26 protein-coding genes, 1 pseudogene and 1 riboswitch are annotated in these 24713 nt (G+C 32.4%); of the genes and pseudogenes, 6 read left to right on the forward strand and 21 right to left on the reverse strand.

Translation table 11 applies throughout. From position 1 onward, the window contains the following. Positions 1-10 precede the first annotated feature (10 nt). Entirely contained in the window at positions 11-499 is a 489-nt protein-coding gene (locus tag J418_RS0100290) for a GNAT family N-acetyltransferase (RefSeq protein WP_017752215.1), read from the forward strand. 26 nt (positions 500-525) lie between these two features. Here J418_RS0100290 and lepB read toward each other — a convergent pair whose 3' ends face one another. The 11 genes from lepB to J418_RS15370 form a co-directional block, all read right to left on the reverse strand. Continuing rightward, on the reverse strand, positions 526-1056 hold the full coding sequence (gene lepB, locus J418_RS0100295; RefSeq protein ID WP_017752214.1) for a signal peptidase I: 531 nt from the start codon (positions 1054-1056) through the stop codon (positions 526-528). A 97-nt stretch (positions 1057-1153) separates the two neighbouring features. Further along, complete coding sequence (locus tag J418_RS0100300; RefSeq protein WP_017752213.1) at positions 1154-2326, reverse strand: trans-sulfuration enzyme family protein; 1173 nt, start codon at positions 2324-2326, stop codon at positions 1154-1156. 87 nt (positions 2327-2413) lie between these two features. Next, a riboswitch (SAM riboswitch) is annotated at positions 2414-2519 on the reverse strand. Between the two features lie 169 nt (positions 2520-2688). Beyond that, positions 2689-3822, reverse strand: coding sequence for a 5-methyltetrahydropteroyltriglutamate--homocysteine S-methyltransferase (locus tag J418_RS0100305; protein ID WP_017752212.1), 1134 nt, complete (start codon positions 3820-3822; stop codon positions 2689-2691). A gap of 117 nt (positions 3823-3939) precedes the next feature. Further along, positions 3940-5058, reverse strand: coding sequence for a 5-methyltetrahydropteroyltriglutamate--homocysteine S-methyltransferase (locus tag J418_RS0100310; protein ID WP_017894533.1), 1119 nt, complete (start codon positions 5056-5058; stop codon positions 3940-3942). A gap of 20 nt (positions 5059-5078) precedes the next feature. Next, entirely contained in the window at positions 5079-6011 is a 933-nt protein-coding gene (locus J418_RS0100315) for a LysR family transcriptional regulator (RefSeq protein ID WP_017752210.1), read from the reverse strand. 161 nt (positions 6012-6172) lie between these two features. Next, entirely contained in the window at positions 6173-6373 is a 201-nt protein-coding gene (locus tag J418_RS0100320) for a DUF1657 domain-containing protein (protein ID WP_017752209.1), read from the reverse strand. Between the two features lie 60 nt (positions 6374-6433). Beyond that, positions 6434-7294 carry a DUF421 domain-containing protein gene (locus J418_RS0100325; RefSeq protein WP_017752208.1) on the reverse strand — a complete coding sequence of 287 codons (861 nt, stop codon included), beginning with the start codon at positions 7292-7294 and terminating at the stop codon, positions 6434-6436. Positions 7295-7305: 11 nt separating this feature from the next. Continuing rightward, on the reverse strand, positions 7306-7512 hold the full coding sequence (locus J418_RS0100330) for a DUF1657 domain-containing protein (protein ID WP_017752207.1): 207 nt from the start codon (positions 7510-7512) through the stop codon (positions 7306-7308). Positions 7513-7580: 68 nt separating this feature from the next. Then, on the reverse strand, positions 7581-8189 hold the full coding sequence (locus J418_RS0100335; protein WP_017752206.1) for a TraR/DksA C4-type zinc finger protein: 609 nt from the start codon (positions 8187-8189) through the stop codon (positions 7581-7583). A gap of 201 nt (positions 8190-8390) precedes the next feature. After that, positions 8391-8672: a DUF503 domain-containing protein gene (locus tag J418_RS0100340; RefSeq protein WP_026093928.1), complete on the reverse strand. Its 282-nt coding sequence runs from the start codon at positions 8670-8672 to the stop codon at positions 8391-8393. Positions 8673-8788: 116 nt separating this feature from the next. Continuing rightward, the gene (locus tag J418_RS15370) at positions 8789-10492 is read right to left on the reverse strand and encodes an acyl-CoA dehydrogenase family protein (RefSeq protein WP_017894534.1); all 1704 of its coding nucleotides are present in this window, start codon (positions 10490-10492) and stop codon (positions 8789-8791) included. Between the two features lie 187 nt (positions 10493-10679). Between J418_RS15370 and J418_RS0100350 the strand changes: the two genes are divergently transcribed. Together J418_RS0100350 and J418_RS0100355 are read left to right on the forward strand one after the other, a co-directional pair. Next, positions 10680-11873, forward strand: coding sequence for a multidrug effflux MFS transporter (locus J418_RS0100350; RefSeq protein ID WP_017894535.1), 1194 nt, complete (start codon positions 10680-10682; stop codon positions 11871-11873). 35 nt (positions 11874-11908) lie between these two features. Next, positions 11909-12217: a hypothetical protein gene (locus J418_RS0100355; RefSeq protein WP_017752202.1), complete on the forward strand. Its 309-nt coding sequence runs from the start codon at positions 11909-11911 to the stop codon at positions 12215-12217. Between the two features lie 54 nt (positions 12218-12271). On the opposite strand, the gene J418_RS0100360 is transcribed toward J418_RS0100355, so the two are convergent. Both J418_RS0100360 and J418_RS0100365 read right to left on the reverse strand, forming a co-directional pair. Then, the gene (locus J418_RS0100360) at positions 12272-13633 is read right to left on the reverse strand and encodes a sensor histidine kinase (RefSeq protein WP_017894536.1); all 1362 of its coding nucleotides are present in this window, start codon (positions 13631-13633) and stop codon (positions 12272-12274) included. A 2-nt stretch (positions 13634-13635) separates the two neighbouring features. Then, on the reverse strand, positions 13636-14349 hold the full coding sequence (locus J418_RS0100365) for a response regulator transcription factor (protein WP_017894537.1): 714 nt from the start codon (positions 14347-14349) through the stop codon (positions 13636-13638). A 146-nt stretch (positions 14350-14495) separates the two neighbouring features. Between J418_RS0100365 and J418_RS0100370 the strand changes: the two genes are divergently transcribed. Genes J418_RS0100370 through J418_RS0100380 form a run of 3 tightly spaced genes read left to right on the forward strand, consistent with a single transcriptional unit; the run spans position 14496 to position 16895 of the window. Next, positions 14496-15410: an ABC transporter ATP-binding protein gene (locus J418_RS0100370; RefSeq protein ID WP_017894538.1), complete on the forward strand. Its 915-nt coding sequence runs from the start codon at positions 14496-14498 to the stop codon at positions 15408-15410. Continuing rightward, the gene (locus tag J418_RS0100375) at positions 15407-16162 is read left to right on the forward strand and encodes an ABC transporter permease (protein WP_080629765.1); all 756 of its coding nucleotides are present in this window, start codon (positions 15407-15409) and stop codon (positions 16160-16162) included. The genes J418_RS0100370 and J418_RS0100375 overlap by 4 nt, the downstream gene beginning before the upstream one ends. A gap of 4 nt (positions 16163-16166) precedes the next feature. Beyond that, entirely contained in the window at positions 16167-16895 is a 729-nt protein-coding gene (locus J418_RS0100380) for an ABC transporter permease (protein ID WP_020381119.1), read from the forward strand. A 59-nt stretch (positions 16896-16954) separates the two neighbouring features. On the opposite strand, the gene J418_RS0100385 is transcribed toward J418_RS0100380, so the two are convergent. From J418_RS0100385 to J418_RS0100420, 8 genes and pseudogenes are all read right to left on the reverse strand, one after another. Next, positions 16955-17728 carry an ABC transporter ATP-binding protein gene (locus tag J418_RS0100385; RefSeq protein ID WP_017894541.1) on the reverse strand — a complete coding sequence of 258 codons (774 nt, stop codon included), beginning with the start codon at positions 17726-17728 and terminating at the stop codon, positions 16955-16957. Further along, entirely contained in the window at positions 17728-18150 is a 423-nt protein-coding gene (locus tag J418_RS0100390) for a FecCD family ABC transporter permease (RefSeq protein ID WP_341349067.1), read from the reverse strand. Before J418_RS0100390 ends, J418_RS0100385 begins: the two co-directional genes overlap by 1 nt. A gap of 92 nt (positions 18151-18242) precedes the next feature. After that, positions 18243-19613, reverse strand: coding sequence for an 8-oxoguanine deaminase (locus J418_RS0100395; RefSeq protein ID WP_017752200.1), 1371 nt, complete (start codon positions 19611-19613; stop codon positions 18243-18245). A 218-nt stretch (positions 19614-19831) separates the two neighbouring features. After that, positions 19832-20053 (reverse strand): annotated as a pseudogene (locus J418_RS16735) (PadR family transcriptional regulator); the annotation flags it as partial. 155 nt (positions 20054-20208) lie between these two features. Continuing rightward, positions 20209-22269, reverse strand: coding sequence for a BglG family transcription antiterminator (locus J418_RS0100405; RefSeq protein ID WP_017894544.1), 2061 nt, complete (start codon positions 22267-22269; stop codon positions 20209-20211). A gap of 66 nt (positions 22270-22335) precedes the next feature. Then, positions 22336-23703 carry a PTS ascorbate transporter subunit IIC gene (locus tag J418_RS0100410; protein ID WP_017894545.1) on the reverse strand — a complete coding sequence of 456 codons (1368 nt, stop codon included), beginning with the start codon at positions 23701-23703 and terminating at the stop codon, positions 22336-22338. 29 nt (positions 23704-23732) lie between these two features. Continuing rightward, positions 23733-24032, reverse strand: coding sequence for a PTS sugar transporter subunit IIB (locus J418_RS0100415; protein WP_017894546.1), 300 nt, complete (start codon positions 24030-24032; stop codon positions 23733-23735). Positions 24033-24114: 82 nt separating this feature from the next. Then, entirely contained in the window at positions 24115-24558 is a 444-nt protein-coding gene (locus J418_RS0100420) for a PTS sugar transporter subunit IIA (RefSeq protein WP_017752194.1), read from the reverse strand. Positions 24559-24713 lie beyond the last annotated feature (155 nt).

Consider the following 24713-nt stretch of genomic DNA (forward strand, 5'->3'; position numbering starts at 1 on the left):
TATTTATATAATGGATATTATAATCAGACAGGCATTATTAAAGGATTTGGATACAATATCGAAAGTTGAAGCAATCTGTTTTCCAAAAGCAGAAGCAGCTACAAGAGAATCTTTAAAACAGCGTCTTAATACATTTTCAGAAAGTTTTTTTGTAGCAGAAAAAGATAAAAAAATTATTGGATTTATTAACGGTTGTATTATAAATGGAACTGTGATTTATGACGAGTTATATGAAGATTCAACACTTCATATTCCAAATGGTGACTATCAGACAATTTTTGGACTTGATGTCATACCAAATTATCGCAACCATGGAATAGCAGCACAATTAATGAATCACATGATAGATATATCAAAAACATCAGGTAGAAAGGGTCTAGTTCTTACTTGCAAGAAAAGACTCATTCACTACTATGAAAAGTTCGGATATATCAATAAAGGTATATCTAAATCAGTACACGGCGGCGTTCAATGGTATGACATGATTTTGAAATTTTAGAAAGGGTTCAAAATCTTGAATCCTTTCTAAAATATTTTCATATTCTTAAATGGATATACTCTAAAAATTACATGACCCTTTACATCTTTTATATTTACAGGACCAAGTATTCTACTATCAGTACTATTACCTCTATTGTCTCCAAGTACAAAAATATATCCTTTAGGTATGATATATTGTGTTGTATAAGAGTTAGGCTCTGTAACAGTACCCTTGGGAAGATAATTTTCCTCAAGGCATTTTCCATTTAAATATACTTGTCCATTCTTTATATCAATGGTATCTCCTTCAATACCTATTACTCTTTTTATATAATTACTGTTGTTTTCATCTTTGGAGTTAAAAACAACAATTTCACCTCTATTTATTTTTCCTATTGCAGTACTTATCCTCTCTTGAAATATAATATCATTATTGTGAAATGTAGGCTGCATTGACGGACCTGTTACATCTGATCTTGCAAAAACATAGGTATGAAATACAAATGCAAGTACAACGGCTATTAAAATACTAATACTATATTGTCCTATTCCTTTTAGAACCATTTTATTTTTCATTATTGTCATCTCCTCGAATTAGTTTTATTTAATTATAACAATATTAGTTATAAATATAAAATAAGCATTCAGAATTTCTGAATGCTTATTTTATATTTCAAAATCCACATTTTTTCAATGCCTGTTTTAAATCATCTATAATATCTTCTGCACTTTCCAAGCCTATGCTGAACCTTATATATCCGTCTCTAAATTCTTCTGGATAAAAGTCAATTCTTTCATCATCAGGACCAGTATAGACAATAAGACTTTCATCATGCCCAAGTGATACTGCAGGTACTACAAGTTCTAAGGAATTTATAAATTTATTGTGGATTTCACTATCAGCTTTTAATGCAAAAGCAATTACACCAGAATACATCTTCATCTGTTTCTTAGCAATATCATGCTGTGGGTGACTTTCAAGTCCAGGATATGCAACAAATTTCACAGCAGGATTTGCCTCCAGGTACTTTGCGACTTCAAGGGCAGTATCGCTGTGTTGTTTCATACGAAGTGGCAATGTTACAACGCCTCTCATTATAAGCCATGCATTAAAAGGACTTATTGTACCTCCAAGGTTGACCATTGCTTCACTTTTTATTCTATCTATAATCTCTTTTTTTCCTATTACAGCTCCACCCATAGCATCCCCATGCCCATTTATATACTTTGTCAAACTATGTACTACAAGATCTGCTCCAAGTTCAAGAGGATGTTGTAAATATGGAGATGCAAAAGTACTATCAACACTAAACAATGCCCCAATAGATTTGGCTATTTGGGATATTTCTTCAATATCACTTATTTTGGTAGTTGGATTACCTGGAGTTTCTACATGAATCAGCTTTGTATTGGGCCGTATTGCCTTTTTTATTTTCTCTACATCTGATGTATCAACAAGAGTTGCCTCTACACCATACTTATCGGGGAGATATTGATTCAACAATCTATAAACTGCTATATATGAAACATTAGAACAAATCACATGTGAATTGCTGCCTAAAAATGTAAAGAATACACCTGCAAGTGCAGCAACTCCACTTGCAAGAACTACACAGTCTTCCCCACCTTCCAATGCAGCCAGTCGCTGTTGAAGATACAATTGATTTGCAGAAGTATTTCTAGTATATAGTATTTGATTTGGGTCACTCCAGTTAATTGATGATGCATCTTCTGGAAGTCTGTAGCAGTTTGCCATAGTTATAGGACGTCTGATAGATCCCGTTTCTTTATCAATCCCATTGCCTACATGTACGCATTTTGTTATAAAGCTAGGTTCTTTACTCATTACATTTCCCCCTTATAAGTTGAATAATTGATTATATTAAAAAGATTGTCTTTCATAAGAAAAACAACCTTAATTCACAAGATATCTTCCTTATCTTTCAGAATATTCTGCTGGAATTAACACCTTGCACTTAAATAAAAATGCTGGTTGTCGGGTTTCAAAGGGCCAGTCCCTCCACCACTCTCGATAAGATATATATATAATTTATTTCATGATATATTATAATAGTATTTTTGTCAATAAATTATGCTAACAAAAAAATGGAGACTAATCTAATATGGATTTTAAAGAACGTGAAACAACTGGAATTGATGATAGTCCAAAATTGTTATCTCAGATTTTATACTGACTAGACTTTTTACCTACCAAACTTCGTCTGAAATTTCTTTCACTAACCTAATCTTGTCCCACTGCTGCTTTTCAGTTAAAATGTTTCCTTCTTCAGTGGATGCAAAGCCACATTGTGGACTTAAACACAATCTGTTTAGATCAATGTATTCTGTTGCCTCTTTTATTCTCTTTATTACATCTTCTTTATTCTCAAGCTGTCCTATTTTAGAACTAATTAAACCCAATACAACAATCTTATCTTTTACAAATCTAAGTGGAGCAAAATCTCCTGCACGATCAGTATCGTATTCCAGATAAAATGCATCTACATTAACGGTACCAAATAATATTTCTGCTACAGCTTCATATCCACCTGAAGATGCCCATGTTGAATGATAGTTTCCACGGCAAACATGCATTGTAATCACCATATCATCGGGATGTCCTTTAAGTGACTCATTATTTACCTTAGCATACAATTTGGCAATTTCATTTATATCCAGGCCTTCTTCCTGACGTGCTTCCCAATATTTTTTGTCACAAAACATTCCCCATGTACAGTCATCCAGTTGAAGGCTGCGGCAGCCAGCATCATAAAAAGCTTTTATAGCCTTTCTATAGGCATTGGCTATATCAGATACAAGTTCTTTTGTACTGCTGTAAATTGAATCTGTAATCTCCTTGTTTTCACCTCTTTGAAGCTCTGCAAGAAACTGTGCTGGTGCAGGTATGCTCTGACGTGCAATTACATCGTCGCCTGTAATGCTTTTTAAAAATTTGTAATGTGAAACCATAGGATGATTGCTAAAACCTATTTTACCAGTAAGTACAGCAGTTTCAGGTCTAGTCTCCAAACCATTGAATTTATATCCCTCATCTATAATCTTCCTATCTACACCATCAAGTCCCCACATAAAATCAAGGTGCCACCATGATCGCCTGAATTCACCATCTGTAACAGCTTTAAGTCCTACGGATTTTTGTTTCTCAACCAATTTTATTATTTCCTTGTTCTCAAGTTGATTTAATTCTTCAAAAGAAATTTCTCCATTTTTGAATTTAATACGTGCATTTTTTATATTTTGTGGACGTAAGAAGCTTCCTACAATATCTGCTCTAAAAGGAGTTTTAGTTCTCTTGTCCGTTTTTTCAAATACTATACTCATTTAAATCTCTCCTTAACTAACTCGTTTTACTGTGAAACAAGTATAACACAGATGGATTTATATGGGTAACTTCAAAAAACTATTACCTGTTATAGGAATTAGCTATATCTAATACTTTTATTGATTCCACACTTCACCCGCAATTTCCACAATAAGCCTTATTTTATCCCACTGTTCCTCTTCTGTAATTATATTTCCCTCTTCTGTAGAAGCAAACCCGCACTGAGGGCTTAAACAAAGTTGATTTATGTCAATATATTTACAGGCTTCAGAAATGCGAGATTTAATATACTGCTTGCTCTCAAGTCCACCATGTTTTGTAGTTACAAGTCCAAGTACAACTATCTGTTTTTTTATAAATCTCAAAGGTTTGAAGTCACCTGATCTTTCATCATCATATTCCAGGAAAAATCCATCTACACTGCAATTTTTAAAAATTGTTTCAGATATAAAATCATATCCTCCCGATGCAAACCATGATGAATGAAAATTTCCACGGCATATATGAAGTGTAATTATCATATCATCCGGACAATCTAAAGTACTCCCATTGATAAGATTTAAATAGTAATTCATGAGTTCCTCAGGATCAACATTCATATGGCTTATGTGTTGTCTGTATTTCTGACTGCACAACATTCCGAGTGCTGTATCATCCAGCTGGAGATATCTGCAGCCAGCTTCATAAAAAGATTGGATTGCACATTTGTAAACTTCTATAATATCATTCATGAGTTCCTGACTATTTTTATAGACATTATTTTCATTATGACTTTGTACAGAGTAAAATAGAGCTGGGGATGGAATTGTAAATTTAGGAATACTGCTGCCGCAAATACTTTGTAAATATTTAAAATGTTGTATCATGGGATGACCATTAAATAAGATCTTATCTACAATCCGAAAACTTTCAGCTCTAATTCTTGATCCGTTGATATTTTTTCCCTTGTTCAACATAATCTTTTCCGTACCATGTATGCCTAAAAAGAAATCCAAATGCCACCACGATCTTCTAAATTCTCCATCGGTAACAGCCTTTAATCCCAATTGTTTTTCCTTTTGTACCAATTTTATAATCTCTGTATTCTCAATATCTGTTAAAGTTTCAAAACTTATATCTCCTTCTGCAAACTTTCTGCGGGCAATTTTAATTTCTTCTGTACGTAAAAAACTGCCTACAATATCACAGCGAAAAGGTGGTATATTTCTTTTCGTTCCTGTTAATTTTCTAACCATATTTCCCTCCATTCTATGTTTTACAGCAGATAATAATTGGAATCAAAATAATTTGTCGATACAATATCATTTAATATGTTTATAAATTCTTTAGCTATGTTGTTTAACTTTATATTCTTATGTGAAATCCATCCTACTGTAAATATTTCACTGTTTTCAAGTGGTATGGACTTTATTTCACTACCATTTAAATCAGAGACTACTACTCCAGTACCAATAGTATAGCTTTCCGTACCAATTATTAGATTTGAAAGAGTAGCCCTGTCATTTACATAAATTATTTTATTCATTTCAGAAAGATCCACCATTTCCTCTGAGAAATGTATTGAATTATTTTTTCCCTGATCGAATTTAATATATGGGAAAGGCTCTATATCTTTAATATTAACAAATTCTCTATTGGAAAGAGGATGCTTGGTACTAATAAAAATGTATGGATTGGTATTAAATAAAGGTGTAAATTTGAGCTCATTGTCCCTGAATATTTTATTTAAAACCTTTGAATTGTTTTCACCTATATATAACACTCCTATGTCACTTCTAAGCATTTTTACGTCTTCAATAATTTCATAAGTTCTTGTTTCTCTTAAATTCAATTCATATCCTTCAATTTCAAAATTTTTCATTAACTTTACAAAAGCATCTACTACAAAAGCATAATGCTGAGTTGAAATAGAAAAATGCACAGGTCTCAGTTGTGTTCCCTTATAATGATTCTCCAATAATTCAGTTTGTTCTACAATTTGTCTTGCATATCCCAGAAACTCAATTCCATCCATTGAAATATTTATTCCTCTATTATTTCTATCAAATATTACAATTCCCAGCTCATTTTCAAGCTCTTTTATGGCATTTGAAAGGCTTGGCTGTGATATAAAAAGTTTTTTTGCCGCTTCATTCATAGAACCACAGTTTGAAACCGCAACGGCATATTTTAATTGCTGAAAAGTCAAGAGATCACCTCCATTTCAACTTATGTTCAACATAATTTATATAAATATATAATATTATATCATTAAAGAAGTATCAATCTAATGATAATTTAAAAAAGGATCTATCCTGGACAATAATTAAATTATTAACCAAGATAGACCATTTTGTTTATTCACATAATTTATTTATATTGAGGTTCCTGTTCCTGAATATATTTTAATCTTCCATTTAAAACTTGTAATGAATCCTCAAAAGTTTTAGCCAGCTGCTTAAAATCCTGTTTTGCAGTTGGATCTTCTGTCTGCAATTCAAAAGTTTTCATTGTAGCTGCTGCTGATTGAACTCCAGCTATCGCCTGCTGCATCTGTGTTCCTACTGTCATAGTTGCCATCTCCTTTATAATAATGTTGATTTTATATAATGAACAATACAATAAAAATTTTCAGCGTAGTAGATAAGGTTCTAATTTATCCATTAATCTTTTTATTGTACTGGCATTGTTTGAATACATTTTTTTAGCTTCCAAATTATCTGTTTCCAATGAATATGCAAATAAATCAGCTTGAACTTTTGAAATACTTGCATAAAGCAGTTCTTTTACTTTAGGCTGCTCTATTTGTATTGAATCATCAAAAGTATCTATAAAAAGATCACCTGAAGAATCCACCTGACCAATAAACACATTCTCAAGAATCACTCCAAAATTTGATAGTTGAATTTGGAGCCATTCACGATTTAAGCCTCTGTTTGATAATGCACCATCTATAATTTTCCCATTCAATATAACTGTTTCAGGTTCGGATATAGGCGCAACTTCCACTTTAAGGTCATGCGAAGTAACTGGTTTCTTGTCTGATTTCAATAAAACATTTACTTCTCCTGTAGTTTCCATTACGGCAAATTGTACATCAGCCAGATTAAATATATTTTTAGATCTTAAATCTCTAAGTAGTTCGTCTCCCGTATATCTTATAGTTTTTAAATTTTCTTCCATTACCTTTCCATCTTTTATTAATACAGTTTGATTTCCATATACAAAGTCATGTATCCATTTGACTTCCAAAGATAGATAATCTATTATAAGAGAAAACAAAACCCAAACACCTAATACAAGAAAGGCAAATATCACATTGGATACTAAGCCAAGTGAAATAAATGTAACAATAATAGCAATTACAATATAATTTATCATCCTAAAAGGTGTTAATTTTGACAAATTGCCTTTTCCATAGATTTTAACTATTACTAAAGTTAGAAAAAATAAAATAGCAGATTTTAAAATTACCATAATCCAATTTTGCATATTTAACTCTCCTATTTTCCTTTATATTGAGGTTCTTCAATTTGTATTGTCTTCAATCTGTCTTTAATATTTTTAGTAACTGTTTCTGTAGTTTTAAATGCTTCACTATATGCTTTTATTTCATCTTTATTTTTGCTCTGCAGAGAATAAATCCTCAGTGTACTTTCAATTCCCTGTAAATCTGCCAATGTCTGCTTTACTCTTGAACCTACCGTCATTATGATCAACTCCCAACCTAATTACAACAATATTATTACCGGTATTGTATTTAAATATTACTGTAAATTTAAGGAAGTTGATTTTTATACTGTGTATTGCTTATTTTCTCTATAGGTTCAACATATTCTTCATCTTCATCCTCATATTCTTCAACTATGTTTTCTCTTCTATTGAACTTTCCAACTGCCTGATAGCTGTCCTCTGCATCAAATCCAACCTCATCTTTATGATTGTCATATCCTCCATGATTCATGGTATACTTCAAAACTTCTTCTTCAGGAGGCCTGTTTTTCATTTCATCAGGTTTGGAATCGTCAATATTATCCTGACAATGAATACAGTATTCAGCATACGGAACATATTTTAACCTGTTGCGGTCTATTTCCTTGCCGCATTTCTTGCATATTCCATAAGTACCCTGTGCCATTCTTTGTAAAGCATTATCTATTTTATTTATAATAATCTCCTCATTCTTTTGGAAAGCCATTCCTCTTTCTTTGTCATATATACTGCTTGCACTATCTGCAGGATGATTGTCGTAAACAGATAATTCACTGGACATCTCAGTATTGGACTTTATTGTTTCATTTCTTTCCATCTGTTCTAGCAAATCACATATTTCATCTCTTTGAGATTTTAATTTATTTTTGAGACTTTTTAATAATCTATTGTCCATAATTTATAAACACCTCTCATTTATATTTCAATGTAAATATATTTTAACTAAAATAGGTCAAGTTTATTCTTGTAACCATCAAAATATATATGGTTTAATTTAGTATAAAAATAAATAATTGTATAAAAATAAGGTATTTATATTACTAAAGTAACATAAATACTTTGAATTCACTTTTTTAATTTAAACTTTTATATTTACTTACAATGCTTCTCTCTGTATATCAATTATCTCCGCATCAGTATTTACATCTACAAAATTAATTATATTCTCTTCTGTGGAATCCATCTGGGCTGAACTTCCGCATATTCCTGCAATACCTATAACTATTGTCTGATGAACATCCTGGCAGTCTATTTCCGCTGCTGATATATTAAATTTATTTTTTAATTTTTGAACTATACTTTTTACTATCATTCTTTTTTCCTTCAATGAATGTACCCAGGATGCCCTTAAAGTAATTTTCATAATTAAGACTTTCAATATCTATCACCATCTTTTTTATATTCAAATACTATAAACAATATTATATCTATATAATGCTCAAATGACAAAAAAATGTATCAAGATAATTAAATTATCTTGATACATTTTTTAATTTATTTTTTTAAAGCTTTAGTTAAAATTGGTACAATCTCATAGAGATCGCCTACGATACCATAGTCTGCTTGTGCAAATATTGGAGCTTTTTCATCAATATTAATTGCAGCTATAATCTTAGCATTTTTAATTCCACCAAGATGTTGAACCTGCCCGGATATTCCAATTGCAAGATAAAATGCTCCTTTAAATTTCCTGCCAGATACTCCTACGAATCTATCAAGAGGCAGCCAATTTTTTTCTTCTGCAACAGGTCTGGAACAACCAAGTTGTGCCCCTATGTTTTTGGTCAAATCTACTATTATAGGCAAATCATCTTTTGACTTCAGTCCTCTTCCTATACTGCATACTCTATCAGCTTCACCTATACTTCCGTAAACTTCTTCATTGAAACCAGTTTTTACTTCTATGTTTTCAGATTCAAGATATTTCAAAAAGGCAGCTACCCTTTCTTCTGGTGAACCTTCTTTTATAATTATTTTTTTACGATTTCCAGTTATTGATGCCGATGCCAGCTTATGTGATTCTGGTTTACTTGGTGCTGTACTTGGAGTTTTCTTTGGTCTTCCAATTATTGCATTTGAAATAACCAATTTTTGAATTTCATTTGTTCCCTCATATATTGTGCAAATTTTAGCATCACGATACATACGTTCTACAGGGAATCCCTTAATATATCCAGAACCACCAAAGATCTGAACTGCATCATTTACAACTTCCAGACATATATCAGAAGCATACAGCTTGGCCATGGCAGATTCTTTACCATAGGATTCATGTTCTTCTTTCATCTGTGCTGCACTATATACCATAAATCGTGCCGCTCTAATTTTAGTAGCCATTTCAGCAAGTTTGAAAGCTATGTCCTGCTGTCTTGAAATTGGTTTGCCAAATTGAATTCTTTCTTTGGAATATTTCAGTGCCTTTTCATAAGCACCCTGTGCTATACCCAATGCCTGGGAAGCAATACCAATTCTTCCTCCTTCAAGTGTCTTCATGGCAATCTTAAATCCCTGTCCTTCTTTTCCCAAAAGGTTTTCTTTTGGAACTTTTACATTATTAAAAAGCAATTCAGCAGTAGCAGAAGAACGAATACCCATTTTATTGTAGTGTGTGCCAAAAGTAAATCCTTCCCATCCTTTTTCTACAATAAAAGCACTAATTCCCTTTGTTCCTATGCCAGGTGTTGTAACTGCAAATATTACATAAGTATCAGCATAATCTGCATTTGTAATAAATACTTTAGAACCATTTAGAATATAGTGAGCACCTTCCAAAACAGCTGTAGTTTCTGTTTCACCAGCATCACTTCCAGCATTAGCTTCAGTTAATCCAAATGCTCCAATTTTCTTTCCAGATGCAAGGGGAACAAGGTATTTTCTTTTTTGCTCTTCCGTTCCAAATTCCATAATAGGCCATGATCCCAGTGATACGTGAGCTGATAAAATAACGCCAACACCGGCATCTATTCTTGACAATTCCTCTACTGCAATAATATAACTCAGTACATCCTTGCCTGCTCCTCCATATTCTGCTGGATAAGGAAGTCCCATAATAGACATCTGTGTCATTTCCTTTACTATGTCCTCTGGAAATATACTTTTTTCATCTAGCTGAAAAGAAATCGGCTCAATCTTAGTCTCAGCAAATTTTCGAACAGTATCTTTAATCGATTTCTGTGCCTCTGTCAGTTTAAAATTCATAAAACCATCTCCCATTGTAGTGTATGATAGAAAATAACTTAACTTAGTATAATTTTCTATTTATAAATAATTATACAATACATTACTGATTATTAAAACCAGAAATCAATCTGTAGTTTTAGCATGTTTTATGCTATCATCTTACTTGTAGAATTTTATTTATATTTTTACTTAGGAGGAAAATTACTTGAAAGAGAAATCATCTAAATTACTTATATTATTACTTGGCACTCTAAGTGCTTTTGGTCCACTTTCCATGGATATGTATTTGCCCTCTCTTCCATTAATTGAAAGAGAACTTAATACCAATGCTTCTTTTACACAGATGAGTATTACAACATGCTTAATAGGCCTTGCATTAGGACAACTATTGATTGGCCCCTACAGCGACAAACATGGTCGAAAAAAGCCATTGCTATTAGGACTGATAACTTTTACAATCATTTCATTTGCATGCTCATTTATTACTTCAATATGGGTACTGATTTTTCTGAGATTTATACAGGGATTATCTGGTGCAGCGGGACTTGTAATATCAAGAGCAATTGCCAGGGATTTATATGATGGAAAAGCTTTAACAAAGTTCTTTTCACTTCTTATGGCGGTAAATGGTGTATTTCCCATACTATCTCCAATCTTTGGCGGCATCATATTAAAATTCACAACATGGAAAGGTGTATTTGTTGTTTTAGGTATTATTGGTACGCTATTGTTTGTATTTACACTGATATTTTTTAAAGAAACCTTGTCAACTGATAACTTATCCAATATTAAATCTGAACATACCCTAACCATACTCAAAACATTGATCAAAGACAGGGTATTTATAAGTTATGCCTTGATACAGGGCCTTGTTATGGGAGCAATGTTCTGTTATATTTCAGGTTCTTCTTTCATATTGCAAAATATATTTGGATTATCTCCTCAACAATTCAGCATTGTCTTTGCAATAAATGGCTTGGGCATAGTTTTAATGTCACAAATCACCGGTAAACTGGCCTTAAAATCAAGTGAAAATTTACTTCTTCAAATAGGTGTAACCATTGCGGCACTAGGAAGTATAGCGCTATTTACAAGCTTGTTTTTACCAAGGCATATGTTATTTGTAACTATTCCCCTGTTCTTTATCGTATCAATGGTTGGAGTAGTCAATACCTCTGGCTTTTCCCTTGCAATGCAGAATCAGAAAAAATCTGCAGGAAGTGCCTCTGCAATATTAGGCCTTGGAATGAATCTAATTGGTGGATTGCTTTCCCCATTAGTAGGAATGGGAGGCAATCATACTTATGTGCCAATGGCTGTACTTATACTTTTCTGTGATATCAGTGCTTTTTTGATTTTTTATTTATATCTGGCAAAGAAGGTTTATTCAATGGTATAATATAGATAATATAAATATTATAAAGGAGTCAAATCGTGAAACTTGAATTTAAAATTATGGGGTTGGAACTAATTAAAAAGCATTTGTCACAACTTGAAAAAAATAATTCTGTCCATTATAAAGATCTATTTAATATCGCTTTCATGAAAGATCATACTAAATTTTCCAGTTTTAATGAATTCCTGAAATCCGGTAACTTCACTGTAAATTCCATAGATGATTTTAAAGCCATACCAGATGAAAAAATGGATACACACGTAAAAGAAGCTAGTGATTTTTCATGCTGGCAGGATATGCTGAATTCAGCTGTCAGAAGTTATACTATAACAAAGTTAGGGCTTTAATAAATATACTGGATGTGTAATTTTTATTAATGCACATCCAGTATTTAATATAACTCAGCTATTTATTGCTGGAAGTTCTATATTACAGGAAACTCCTCTTTCAATTTCACTTGTAATATTGAGATTTCCTTTATGGACTTTTATTATCTGATTTACAATCAAAAGTCCCATTCCATGTCCATTATCATATTGAAATCCTTTATAAAAGTTACTCAATCGTTCTTTTTCAATTCCCGTACCATTATCCTTCACTTCAATTATAAATTTTAGCTTTTCCATGTAAACTTTGATTAAAATATTACATCCACCTGGGTTATGATTTATACTATTTTGTATTAAATTTGAAATTGCACGTTTCAATAGGGTATAATCACCCAATATCATATGATTTCCACATTCAGATGATATAATCAAATCTATATTGTATTTATCTTCCAGATCATTATTTAGAAAATCTGCAGCTATTTCACGTATTAGCTCTTCTGGAAAAATTTTCACAAGATTAAGAGGCTGCATGTCATACTCCAGTTTTGATACAAGGTTCAGATCACTTACAAATTGTTTTATTTTTATACTCTGGCGCTGTATAATTTCAGCTTTGTCTCTAACTTCCATTGGAAGTTCGGCGCTTTCCTGAATCTGACTTGCATATCCCATAACCATTGACAGAGGAGTCCTAATATCATGAGATACTCCTGCAATCCAATTTGTACGTGCATCATCCCTCTTCTTTAAAGCAATACGCTGCAATTGAACCTCTCTAGACGTCTTGTTTATTGCACTTGATAGATTTCCAAGTATACCTGAGCATGGAAGTTGAACCGGTTTTTTTTGAACTATATTCTCAATACCTTTTGCAACAGGACTTAAAGATCGATACAGTAATACTCCCAAAAACACTGCAAGCAAAAATGCAAACAATATATTTAGAATAAGAATTTCTACCATATGTTTAGGAATATCACCAATAAATTTGCTGGTAAATTGCACACTGTATTTCCAATAAGAATTTCTTTCATTTCCTATTACAAGCAGTCCTGAAGGATGATTCCATGTATCAACAGGATAGTCTTTCAAATACCATTTAGAGAAAGATGAAACTTCTGAAATACTATACTGTTTTGATATGTCTTTAGGCATATTTTTGCTCCATATTACTTTCCCCCTGTCATCTAGAAGCATTCCCCATTTGTATTGGGAATTCATAGCTTTCTCTCCCTTACGCCCCAATACATATTTACCATTTTGTAATTTCAAATCCTTTGATATTGTAACAATTTTGCTTCTGCTCTTATAACTTTGGGGAGTTTGGAATATAAGTATAGTCAAAAATGCAGCGTTGAAAATTACAAGAATCAGTGCAATTACAACTGTTCCAATTACAAATCTTGTAACTATTTTAAAGACATTCTTCAATTTTATTTCTCCTTTGAAAGTTTATATCCTAATCCTCTTGCAGTTATTATATGTACAGGATTAGACGGGTCCTTCTCTATTTTTTCCCTTAACCTCCTTATATGAACCATCAATGTGTTTTCATAACCATATAGTCTGTCATTCCAGGCTGTCCTGCATAAACTATCTCCTGTTACAATATTTCCTCTGTTTTCATAAAGTTTTTCAAGAAGTACATATTCCTTGGCAGTCAAGGAAACTTGTTTGTTGTTATATACAACAGTGCCACTATTAAAATCAATTTTACGCTCTCCAAGATAAAATATTGGTTTTTTTATGCTATTTAAAACAATTGGAAAATACGTCCTTCTTAAAACTGCAGACAATCGAAGTATAAGCTCTCGCGGCAAAAAAGGCTTGGGTATATAATCATCTGCACCAAGACCCAAACCTAAAAGTCTATTTTCATCTTCATCCCTCGCTGATAGAAACAGAACCGGAATCTGTGATTTTTCTCTAAACTTTTTAAAAAGTCCAAATCCATCACCATCAGGCAGCATAACATCCAGTATAATACAATCTGGATTTACTTTATAAAATTGTTTTTCTGCATCACTGCAGGATAAAGCAGTATAGATCCTGGAAAATCCAGCTTTAAAAAGTATTTCTTTTATCATGTCCAATAATTCAACTTCATCATCTACAATTAAAAGTTTTCCATCATAAATATCTTTCATATATATCACCTAAAATTATTATATCTTAAAATAAAACAATTTATAATTGTAAATTAAAAGTTTAAGGTTATTGTAAGGTTTTATTCAGCTCTATGTAAGGTAGCTATTTTATACTTACTCTATACTTTACAAGAGGAGTTGTTTTAATGACAAATATTATTATAACAAAAGGTGTTTCCAAACAATATGGAGAAACTATGAGAGTTAAAGATTTGGACATGGTTGTAAAAGAAGGTTCCATATATGGGTTTCTAGGACCTAATGGGGCAGGAAAGTCTACAACTTTAAAGATGATTTTAGGACTTGTAAATCCAACCTCAGGAAATATTTCTGTATTTAATAAAAAAATAAATTATAAAAATCGTCTAAGCATATTAAAAGAGGTCGGATCTCTTATTGAATCACCCTCTTATTATGGTCATCTAACTGGTGAAGAAAACCTTGAAATTGTCCAAACATTGAGAGGTGTTTCTAAAAATAGAATAGATGAAGTTTTAAATATAGTTCGACTTGAAAATCAAAGGAATAAAAAGGTATCGCAATATTCTCTTGGTATGAAACAGAGGCTTGGAATTGCCTGTGCACTTATTGGAAATCCAAAACTTCTTATTCTTGACGAGCCTACAAACGGACTTGATCCTGCAGGTATTCAGGAAATGAGAGAACTTATATGTTTACTGCCAAAACAATATGGAATGACAATTGTAGTCTCCAGTCATATTTTAAGTGAAATAGATCAGATGGCCACAGATGTTGGTATTATAAGAAACGGTGAGCTTGTGTTTCAAAATAGTCTTGAAAATCTTCATTCCCACAGTCAGGAAAGAATACTTATTAAGACATTGAACAATGCTGCAGCAAAGGAAATCATACTTAAATCTGGTATGAACTGTAAGCTAAATGGAGATTATATTGTACTACCCAAATTAAGTGATTCTGAAATTGCCCATTACAATTATATTCTTTCAAAAAACAATATAGGAACTGTTAGAATTGAAGAGCACAAGAAAAGTTTGGAAGATATATTCTTGGAACTAACAGGAAAGTCGGTGAGTCTATGAAAAATTTATTCTGTCTCGAATTCTTCAAACTGAAGCACAAAAAAATATGGACTTTACCATTTGCTCTGATTATTGTTCAATTTTTATGGAGCATAAAATCAATGATGTCCTACACTGGACTTCATGGGTCGGCAGGAATGTGGAAATATATGCTCTATCAGATGGGTTCACTCAACTGTCTTATGATGCCAGTTATAATTGCCATTATAGCATCTAGAATGTCGGATATGGAACATAAAGGCTGCACATTTAAGTTTATGAATACAATTGTATATCCAGGCAAATTATATACAGCAAAATTTCTGTGCGGCAGTATTTACTTGATTTTTATGGCACTTGCACAGACTTCAGTAATGATATTCATAAGTTTTATAATTAAATTCAAGGATGTACTTCCTGTGCATCATATATTAGTATTTTTTATTATGACATTGATTGTCAATTTATGTATTTTTACGATTCAACTTGGGATTTCCATTCTTGTTTCAAACCAGATGATAGCCTTGATTACAGGCTTGATAGAAAGTTTTACGGGACTGTTTGCCATGTTTTTTCCAAGAATCATTCAAAGATTTTTTCTTTGGTCATATTACAATATACTCAGTACAATAAATCCAATTACTGATTTAAAAACCAAAAGCTTTAAGGTAGAGTATACTTCACTTGATTTATGTGGACTTTTTGTAATATGCATTTCATCTGTAATATTGTTTTTAGCAGGAAAATTTATTTTTGAGAGAAAAGAGGTATAATCCTATGTTTATAAAAGTATTTGTTACAGAGTGGAAAAAGCTCAACAGATCCATGATATGGCTAGCTGTAATTATTGTTCCTGTATTGGCAGCTTTCATGGGAAGTTTTAATTACGTTCAAAATGCAAGCATACTCAAGGACAAATGGTATGACTTATGGACCCAGCTGTGTCTGTTTTATGCATATTTTTTTCTACCTTGCCTGATAGGTATATACTGCTCTTATATTTGTAGATTGGAACATTTAAACCACAATTGGAATTTAGTAATGACCCAGCCTGTAAGTATTTCATATATATTTCTAGGTAAACTTTCTGCAGCATCTGGTCTAACCTTTATAACTCAAGTTTTTATGGGTATACTCTATTTGATTTCAGGAAAATTCACGGGTATAAATACAGGAATACCTCATGATATATTTTTATGGTTGATTCTAGGATGGATAGCTTCCATTGTTATATCGGCTCTTCAACTTTGTATTTCAATTATTGTTAAAAACTTTGCAGCACCAGTTGGAGTTGCCTTTGCAGGAGGAATTTTTGGCCTTCTAATGCTGGCTAAAGGATATGGTGTATTCTTCCCATTTTCTCTACTTTCCTTTGCTATGAATTCAAGCCATCCACAAAATGCACTTACGTCAGGTAACATAGTAGAAACTTTAATAAGTTGTGCGGTGTTTTTAACAATATTTTGTTGGTTTGGAATATTAAATTTAAAAAGAAGTGAGCTATAAAATAAAGAGAATATGATTTTTACAATTAAAAGATCATATTCTCTATTTTAATTTTCTATTTATACATTTATGTTGGATGTATAGGTAACATTTACTCTTCCAATATAGGAACTGATTTCAACTTTTGCATTCACACCAAAAACAGTTTTTATCATATTCTCCGTTATAACTTCTTCCGAACTCCCGTAATCTATTATCTTTCCTTCCTTCATAACAAATATTTTATTACAATAAAGTGCCGCTATATTCAAATCATGTATAGATGAAAAGACAGTAATTTTTTGATTTTTCAGTATATCCATTATTTGAAACTGACAGCGTATATCAAGGTAATTGGTTGGTTCATCCAGTATTATGAATTCAGCTTTCTGGGTAAGAGCTCTAGCAATTAGAACTCTTTGTTTTTCTCCACCAGACAAACTGAAAAAATTTCTATTTTCATAATTTGACAATCCAACTTCTTTTAACGATATCCGTGCTATATCCAAATCATACTTTGAATTATTCTCAAAAAGTTTCTTATGTGCATATCTCCCCAAAATAACCATATCCAAAACCTTCACATCAAATTCCACATTATTTTCCTGAACCATAACTGCCATCTTCCTGGCTGTTTCTTTACTGGTGAGCTTATTTAGATTACAATCATCAATAAAAACAGTTCCTCTATAAGGTCTGTAAACCCTATAGATATTCTTTAATAATGTGGATTTTCCGCATCCATTCGGACCAATAAGACCTACAAAATCACCTTTTTCTATTTCAATGTTTATATCTTTTAATATATCTTTACCGAAAATTTTATAAAATAAGTTATGAACTTTAAGTTTCATTATCTCCCTCCTCCAAATGAATAACTGCTTTTTTTCAAAAGCCATAAAAAGAAAGGAGCTCCTATAAATGCAGTCACAACACCTATAGGCAATTCTTCCGGTGACACAACTACTCTTGCACAAACATCCGCCCATATTAAAAATATTCCGCCGAGTAAAATCGATACAGGCATCAGCCTACTATGTTTTGAGCCTACAAATGTACGGGAAATGTGTGGAATAATCAGTCCTACAAATCCTATAACACCACTTACAGAAACTATGGAAGCTGTAAGCAGAGTACATATTATTATTATTGTAAAATCTGCTATCGAAACAACTCCAGATGACATAGATAAAATCTTCTCTATAAATTTCAAAGGAACATTTCTAACAGACATTGCTGCTGCCAAACAGATGATTAAACAGGATACCTTAGTAATATCATAAACTGCTCAAGCCTTCATCAATGACAGCTGGATAGTTATGAATTAATTTTTTATAAGATATATTTGACTAGAGTATGAAATCTACTCTAGTCATGTTGCTTTCTATGTTTCTGAACAATATCAGATGCAATTTTATGCGCATTTTTAGCAGTTTCGATGGAATCCAGTGTTAAAACTCTACCATCTTTTACTACGATTTTTCCATTTATCATAGTCATTTTTGTTAAACTGGAGTTTCCAAGACACACTATGGATACAAGCGGATCATGACATCCTGCATATTCAATTCCATTAAGATCCAGTAAAATTATATCTGCCGCTTTTCCTATATCCAGTCTTCCTGTGTCCTGTCTCCCAAGTACATCTGCCCCTCCACGTGTGGCAGTTTTCAAAATTTCATAGGCACTTAAACCTTCTGAGCCATATTTGAGATGATTTAACAGATAGGCTCGTCTTACTTCTTCCCACATATTTGATCCATCATTGCTGGCACTTCCATCTACTGCTATACTCAGCTTTCCACCTGCCTTTGCTATTTCACTAGTTCTGCAAATTCCACTGTTTAGTTTCATGTTTGAAGATGGACAGTGAGCTATGCCTGAACCCTGAAGAGAGTTTATCTCCCTTTCGTTGAGGTGTATTCCATGAGCAAACCATACATCAGGTCCAATCCATTCCAAATCCTCCATCAACTCATAGGGCCTTCGTCCAAACTTGTCCATGCAGAATCTTTCTTCATCCTTTGTTTCCGCAAGATGAGTATGCATCATTACTCCTCTTTTTCTAGCAAGATCTCTGGTTGAAAGCATCAATTCTTTAGTTACAGAAAATGGTGAACAAGGTGCCAGTGCTATTCTAAGCATTGAAAACTCATCTGGATCATGATATTTGTCTATAAGCCTTTCACTATCTTCTAAAATCTGATCTTCTGTTTCAACAACTGACATTGGAGGCAACCCTCCCTGATCACGCCCAAGTGACATGGATCCTCTTGTAGCATGAAATCTGATACCTATCTTTTCTGCTGCCTTAATTTCATAATCAATCAAATTTTCAGGTTGATCTTTTGGAAATAAATAATGGTGATCAGAAGTCAGAGTACATCCTGTACGAAGCAGCTCGCTGAATCCCACTAGAGCTCCATAGTAAACAGCTTCAGGCGTTATATTCTTCCAAAATTCATATAGACCAACAAGCCATGGGAAAAGAGGTTTTTCCTGAACTTCACTTATACCTCTGAAAAGAGTTTGATACAAATGATGGTGAGTATTTACAAATCCAGGCAATGCTGCAAGACCTGAACAGTCTATAATTTCAGTATCTTCGCTTGTTTTAATATTGTTACCTATATGAATAATTTTAGAACCACTTATCAGTATATCGGATTGATTGAATATTTCATCTCTGTCATTGAAAGTAAATATGTGACTTATGTTTTTTAGTAATATGGATTTCATCTTGATTCCTCCCAGGTAAAAAGGCAAAAAATAAAAACCACCTTAAATAGTATTTAAAGTGGTTAACATGACACTGTTATAAATATATAATTTTTGCTCTTCAATTGTTTTATTTAATTATATACAATTTATATACATAATTCAACAGTTGATAATATATAAATATATTTTTATGAGATTTTATAATATTATACTGAATTAACTGATAGTTTTTTACTATATATTATTTCAGCTTTGTCATCACCTTTAACGGGTTTTATCAATTTACGTTTGAGCAGATTCTCAATTGCACCATAAAGCGTTCCTGCTGCTATTTTAACCTGATGATTACTGAGTTCCTCCACTTTTTGCATAATAAGATAACCATGGGCAGGTTGTAATAATGATAATAGAACTTAATATGTGTTCTCAGTCAAGGGTAAATTTTTATCTCTATTCATAATGTCCCCCAATTTTTTGCTGCAGATTATACAGTTTAGCTATATAGCAATATAAAAAATACCTTATGATTTATAAATGTTATAAGACTATAAGGAAAATTTTTAATTGTGAAATATGAAGTAAAATGCAAAATAACTTTATTGCCTTTTATTTTTTAACTTAATATCAAATCTTTTAATTGCCTGTTATTATTACATTTATAAACAGAATCAAGCCACCCATCATCTTGAATTTTATTCATCAATTGTGACAATGCCGTAAGATGACTCATAGAATCAACTGGGGCAAGTCCTACAATAAGATTGACTTTGGCTATTTTATTACTTTTAAGAGACGGTATATTTACTGCATGCTTTAATAATGTTAAACATATTCCAATAGAATTTACACCATCACCTGGCTTTGCATGTGCAAGCATAATTCCCTTTCCAAGTACCATATAAGGTCCATGAATTTTAGTTAAATTTATGATTTCTTTAATATATCTATACTTTACAATATTTTGTCTTAAAAGAGGTTTATAGGTTATTTCAATAGCTTTATCCCATGTAAGCTTTTCCTCACATATTGTAATATGTGAATCAAGTATCAAATCTTTGAGTTCTATACTATTTTCTCCTATTGGCTTTTCTCCGCTTTTCAACTTGCCGAAATAATTATCCAATGAATTTTTAAGACCGGTTACGTCTTCAATTCGTGCATAATTACTAATTATGTCAAGCAGACTTTCAGTATTAACTTGTGACCTCTGACCTGTATTTAATCCTGCTTTATCAAGATACTGAGTAATACTATTCCATTCCAGTACATTTGGAATGGCTGAAACCTGAATTACAGGTATTTGTTTTCTCTCATGCAAGTCTATAGTACTTATGACTAGTTTTACCCCTGAAAGTGAGCTGCTTTCATACTTCAAAACACTCATAGGGGAAGAAAACTTAATTGAAGGATATCTACTCTTAAGCTGCTGTTCTAAAGCTATTGATGTACCAATTCCACTAGAACATACTACAATTACGTCTGGTTTTTCGTCTGTCAAAGTCTTTTCATCAAGTTTTCTAAGTTCACTTCCAAAATAAAGCGCAATAAGTGCTATTTCATCGTCGCTTAGTAATCTAGATATAAATTCTTCAAAATATCTTACAGAATATCTTGTAAGACTAAATAATCTATTATATTCAATCTCTATTTGTTTTAGATTTGGATGCTTATATGGAATATTGTACTTCACCCTGTTATATGTTGAAAGCAGATGAGTAGTTAGTGAAATTTCAAGATTTTTAGTTGGAATGGAAACTCCTGCTGCATGATTGAATCTGTCAACTATTGCCCTAGTAATAGGTATCAGTTTTCTGATTGTAATATCTGCTTGATTTATCTTAGAAAATTGGCTTGAATTTATCATTTTAACTAAATATCTTGTCTCAGCTTCATTTATAATCCCTCTTTTATATAAAAACTCCTTGGTGCATTTCAATGCAGCACTATCATCCACAATATCATTTTCCAAAACATCCTTCAATAATTTTTGTTTATTTCTATTAATACGATTCAGGTACCATAGTATGAAGGTGCTTATAATCATAAGTGCATCATCTGTCAAATAGTTACCTGTTATTTTTTCTAGATTATGAAGATAACTATTTATCTGTGACAGTTTACTTGGATCATTTGATAGCTGACTGTAAACAAGAGAATTATGTTTGCTCAACTGTTCATATACCCAATTTCTCTGATCTATTTCAGAGCCCTCAATTTTCCTTCCAGATTTAGATTTAGTTAATTTCAGCCCGTACTTTTTTAATTCCCTGTCTATATTTTTCAAGTCACTTATTGCAGTATTTTTAGAAATATTTGATGTAGATGTAATTGTACTCAGTGAAACTCTTTCACTATTTATAAGCTTCCATATAATAAACTGCTCTCTTTCCATCCGGCTAAATAAAGGTTTTAATAAGAAATTCGAAAAATACCTGTTCTTACTTAAATACTCAATATTTTCAGGAGTCAGATAATATCCTACACCTCCTATTCTCTGAATAGAATCAAGACCTTTCTTCTTAAATTCCTCATTTACTTTTTTAAGGACATAGAAAACACTCCTGCGGGACAACTTAAGATGTTCCTGCAGTTCCTGAAGAGATAAATATCTATCAGCACTTATAAGTAAATTCAGGAGTTCATCTCCATGTCTTGTATGACTAAAACGAATCATAAAATACACCTCTTTTCAAGCTGCATCAAAGCCTCCGTATATAAATTCACGGAGGCAAGTAAATTTCTAATCTTCTGTAATCTGTTTTTTGCTCCTGGAATTTAGTATAAAACTTAAGAATACAACTATAACTGTAAATCCAATAATAGCAAAAATAAGTGCTGATTGTCCATAGGTTCCAACTTTTCCTAGTATTATTCCTGGTATCAGATAATCCGTATCTGCAAATGTAGATGCTGCAAGTTTCAAGCCTCCAAGAACCGGAAGTATAAAAAGTGGCAGCCAGCTTATTATCAATCCATTAACCACTGATCCCAATATAGCTCCACGTCTTCCTCCAGTTGAATTTCCATAAACACTAGCTGCTGCACCGCAGAAAAAATGTCCAACCACTCCTGGAATAATAACTGTTGTCTTTATGGCAATCATTGCAAACATACTTAGAGTTCCTACAATAAAGCTTACAAAGAAACCAATTAAAACCGCATTTGGTGCATAAGGAAATACAATTGGTACATCCAATGCAGGTTTTGAATCTGGAACAAGTTTTTGGGCAATACCTTGAAAAGCAGGTACAATTTCTCCTAAAATCATACGTACACCTTGAAGAACTACAATAAATCCAGCAGCAAAAGTTCCAGCCTGAACAAGAGCGTATACTATGAAATTGTTTCCCGAACTAAGTTTACTTTCAACAAAACTTGGTCCGGCAATAATTGCAAGTGCAATATAAACAACTGACATAAGCAAAGTAATTGAGACTGTGGAATCTCTTAAAAAGCTCAAACTTTTGGGAATATTCAACTCCTCAGTATTATGTTTAATGTTTCCAAAAAGCTTGCCAATCAACCCTGAAACTGCATATCCTATATTTCCGGTGTGACCCATTGCAACAGAATCACTGCCTGTAATTTTACGCATAAAAGGCTGGCATAATGCAGGTGTAATAGTCAATAGAGTTCCTTCAAATAATCCTCCAAGCAAAATAGTCTCAATGCCAGTTCCCATATTTGCACTTACAAGGATAACTGCAGTTAAGCAGGAAACATACAACATTGCTTGACCAGTTAGAAAAATATATTTAAATCTTGTAAATCGAGCTAATATAATATTAACAATCATTCCAATTAACATAATAAGTGCTGTTGTGGTTCCATATTTTATAAGAGCAATTGCAACCACTGCTTCATTGCTAGGAACAACTCCTTGTACATGAAGTGCAAATTTGAACATTGTAGCAAAAGGAGCCAAAGAATTACTTAAAATACCCGCACCTCCAATTAAAACTAAAAAACCAGCAAAAGTCTTAATTGTACCTTGGACGATTTCCGTTGTCTTCTTCTTCTGAAGTATAAGGCCTATCATTGCAATCAAGGCAACCAAAATAGCTGGTTGCGTTGCAATAGATACAAATAAGTTTAATAAAGATTTCATTTTTAAACCCACCTCTCAATAGATTTTATTTAGGAATGGCTTATATTTTCCTTATCAAGAATTTTATTAACGTGTTGTTTGATTTCCTCCTTATCTATCAGGCTTTTTAAAGGCACAAGCTTGACCTCAGGAATACCTCTTAAAGCTTCCGTAAGTGTTGATTCAACGAAAAAGTAATCTGCTGAATCCGATGTGACACTTCCTACATCACTGTGTTCAAGCTGTATTGTATCAGAATTTACTCCTTCATCTTTAAGTACCTGTTGAATATTCATCTGAACCATGAAACTACTTCCAAGTCCACTCTGACATACTGCAATAATTTTCATAATTTATCTCTCCTTTTAATATCAATCTTACAAGGTACTCAATTGCCCCTTGTTATGGCTGTTTATAAAATATTTATAATAATCAATATAATTTGATAATATCTGCTAGTTTTTCAACGCTTTTTACAGACATCATATTTTTAATTACTTGTTTATTTCCAAGTAATTCTGCAAGCTGCTGAATTACTTTTAAATGACTATTGTTGTCTACAGCCGATAATACAAACCATAATTTTACTTTGTGTTCATCATTCACTAAGTTGACAGCTGGATCTGTTTTTAAAAGAGAAATTGCAATTTTGTTTACACCATTTTCAGGGCGGGAATGTGCCATTGCAATTCCCTCTCCTATATTTATATAGGGTCCATTTTTTCTTACCGAATCAATCATGGCATCCACATACTTGTTTTCAATGCTCTTATTTTTCAAAAGTGGAATAGCAGCTTTGTAAATAGCCTCTTCCCAGTTCATATCGGCCTCATCATCAATTTGAATGGTGTCCTTGTTCAATAAGTCACTTAACATATCGTTTTCACCTCACTTGTGTAATATAGTAACTTAATCATAAACATTTAATTTTTTTGTTTTAGTTGTGATAACTTAATTATTAAGTATATATTTATTTTAAATTTTTAGTAAAGCGTTTACAAGTGCAGATATGACACTTTTTTTGGTGCAAA

The sequence above is a fragment of the Clostridium tyrobutyricum DSM 2637 = ATCC 25755 = JCM 11008 genome (genome assembly GCF_000359585.1).
Classification (GTDB): Bacteria; Bacillota; Clostridia; order Clostridiales; family Clostridiaceae; genus Clostridium_B; species Clostridium_B tyrobutyricum.

Bases quoted from the DNA above. Each gene is read 5' to 3' on its own strand.
- J418_RS15370 (WP_017894534.1), bottom strand. From the start codon at position 10,492: ATGAATTTTAAACTGACAGAGGCACAGAAATCGATTAAAGATACTGTT.
- J418_RS0100325 (WP_017752208.1), bottom strand. From the start codon at position 7,294: ATGCAAAATTGGATTATGGTAATTTTAAAATCTGCTATTTTATTTTTT.
- J418_RS0100310 (WP_017894533.1), bottom strand. From the start codon at position 5,058: ATGGTTAGAAAATTAACAGGAACGAAAAGAAATATACCACCTTTTCGC.
- J418_RS0100335 (WP_017752206.1), bottom strand. From the start codon at position 8,189: ATGGACAATAGATTATTAAAAAGTCTCAAAAATAAATTAAAATCTCAA.
- J418_RS0100365 (WP_017894537.1), bottom strand. From the start codon at position 14,349: ATGAAAGATATTTATGATGGAAAACTTTTAATTGTAGATGATGAAGTT.
- lepB (WP_017752214.1), bottom strand. From the start codon at position 1,056: ATGAAAAATAAAATGGTTCTAAAAGGAATAGGACAATATAGTATTAGT.
- J418_RS0100380 (WP_020381119.1), top strand. From the start codon at position 16,167: ATGTTTATAAAAGTATTTGTTACAGAGTGGAAAAAGCTCAACAGATCC.
- J418_RS0100415 (WP_017894546.1), bottom strand. From the start codon at position 24,032: ATGAAAATTATTGCAGTATGTCAGAGTGGACTTGGAAGTAGTTTCATG.
- J418_RS0100300 (WP_017752213.1), bottom strand. From the start codon at position 2,326: ATGAGTAAAGAACCTAGCTTTATAACAAAATGCGTACATGTAGGCAAT.
- J418_RS0100385 (WP_017894541.1), bottom strand. From the start codon at position 17,728: ATGAAACTTAAAGTTCATAACTTATTTTATAAAATTTTCGGTAAAGAT.
- J418_RS0100375 (WP_080629765.1), top strand. From the start codon at position 15,407: ATGAAAAATTTATTCTGTCTCGAATTCTTCAAACTGAAGCACAAAAAA.
- J418_RS0100305 (WP_017752212.1), bottom strand. From the start codon at position 3,822: ATGAGTATAGTATTTGAAAAAACGGACAAGAGAACTAAAACTCCTTTT.
- J418_RS0100320 (WP_017752209.1), bottom strand. From the start codon at position 6,373: ATGACAGTAGGAACACAGATGCAGCAGGCGATAGCTGGAGTTCAATCA.
- J418_RS0100290 (WP_017752215.1), top strand. From the start codon at position 11: ATGGATATTATAATCAGACAGGCATTATTAAAGGATTTGGATACAATA.
- J418_RS0100410 (WP_017894545.1), bottom strand. From the start codon at position 23,703: ATGAAATCTTTATTAAACTTATTTGTATCTATTGCAACGCAACCAGCT.
- J418_RS0100395 (WP_017752200.1), bottom strand. From the start codon at position 19,613: ATGAAATCCATATTACTAAAAAACATAAGTCACATATTTACTTTCAAT.
- J418_RS0100405 (WP_017894544.1), bottom strand. From the start codon at position 22,269: ATGATTCGTTTTAGTCATACAAGACATGGAGATGAACTCCTGAATTTA.
- J418_RS0100420 (WP_017752194.1), bottom strand. From the start codon at position 24,558: ATGTTAAGTGACTTATTGAACAAGGACACCATTCAAATTGATGATGAG.
- J418_RS0100370 (WP_017894538.1), top strand. From the start codon at position 14,496: ATGACAAATATTATTATAACAAAAGGTGTTTCCAAACAATATGGAGAA.
- J418_RS0100330 (WP_017752207.1), bottom strand. From the start codon at position 7,512: ATGACGGTAGGTTCAAGAGTAAAGCAGACATTGGCAGATTTACAGGGA.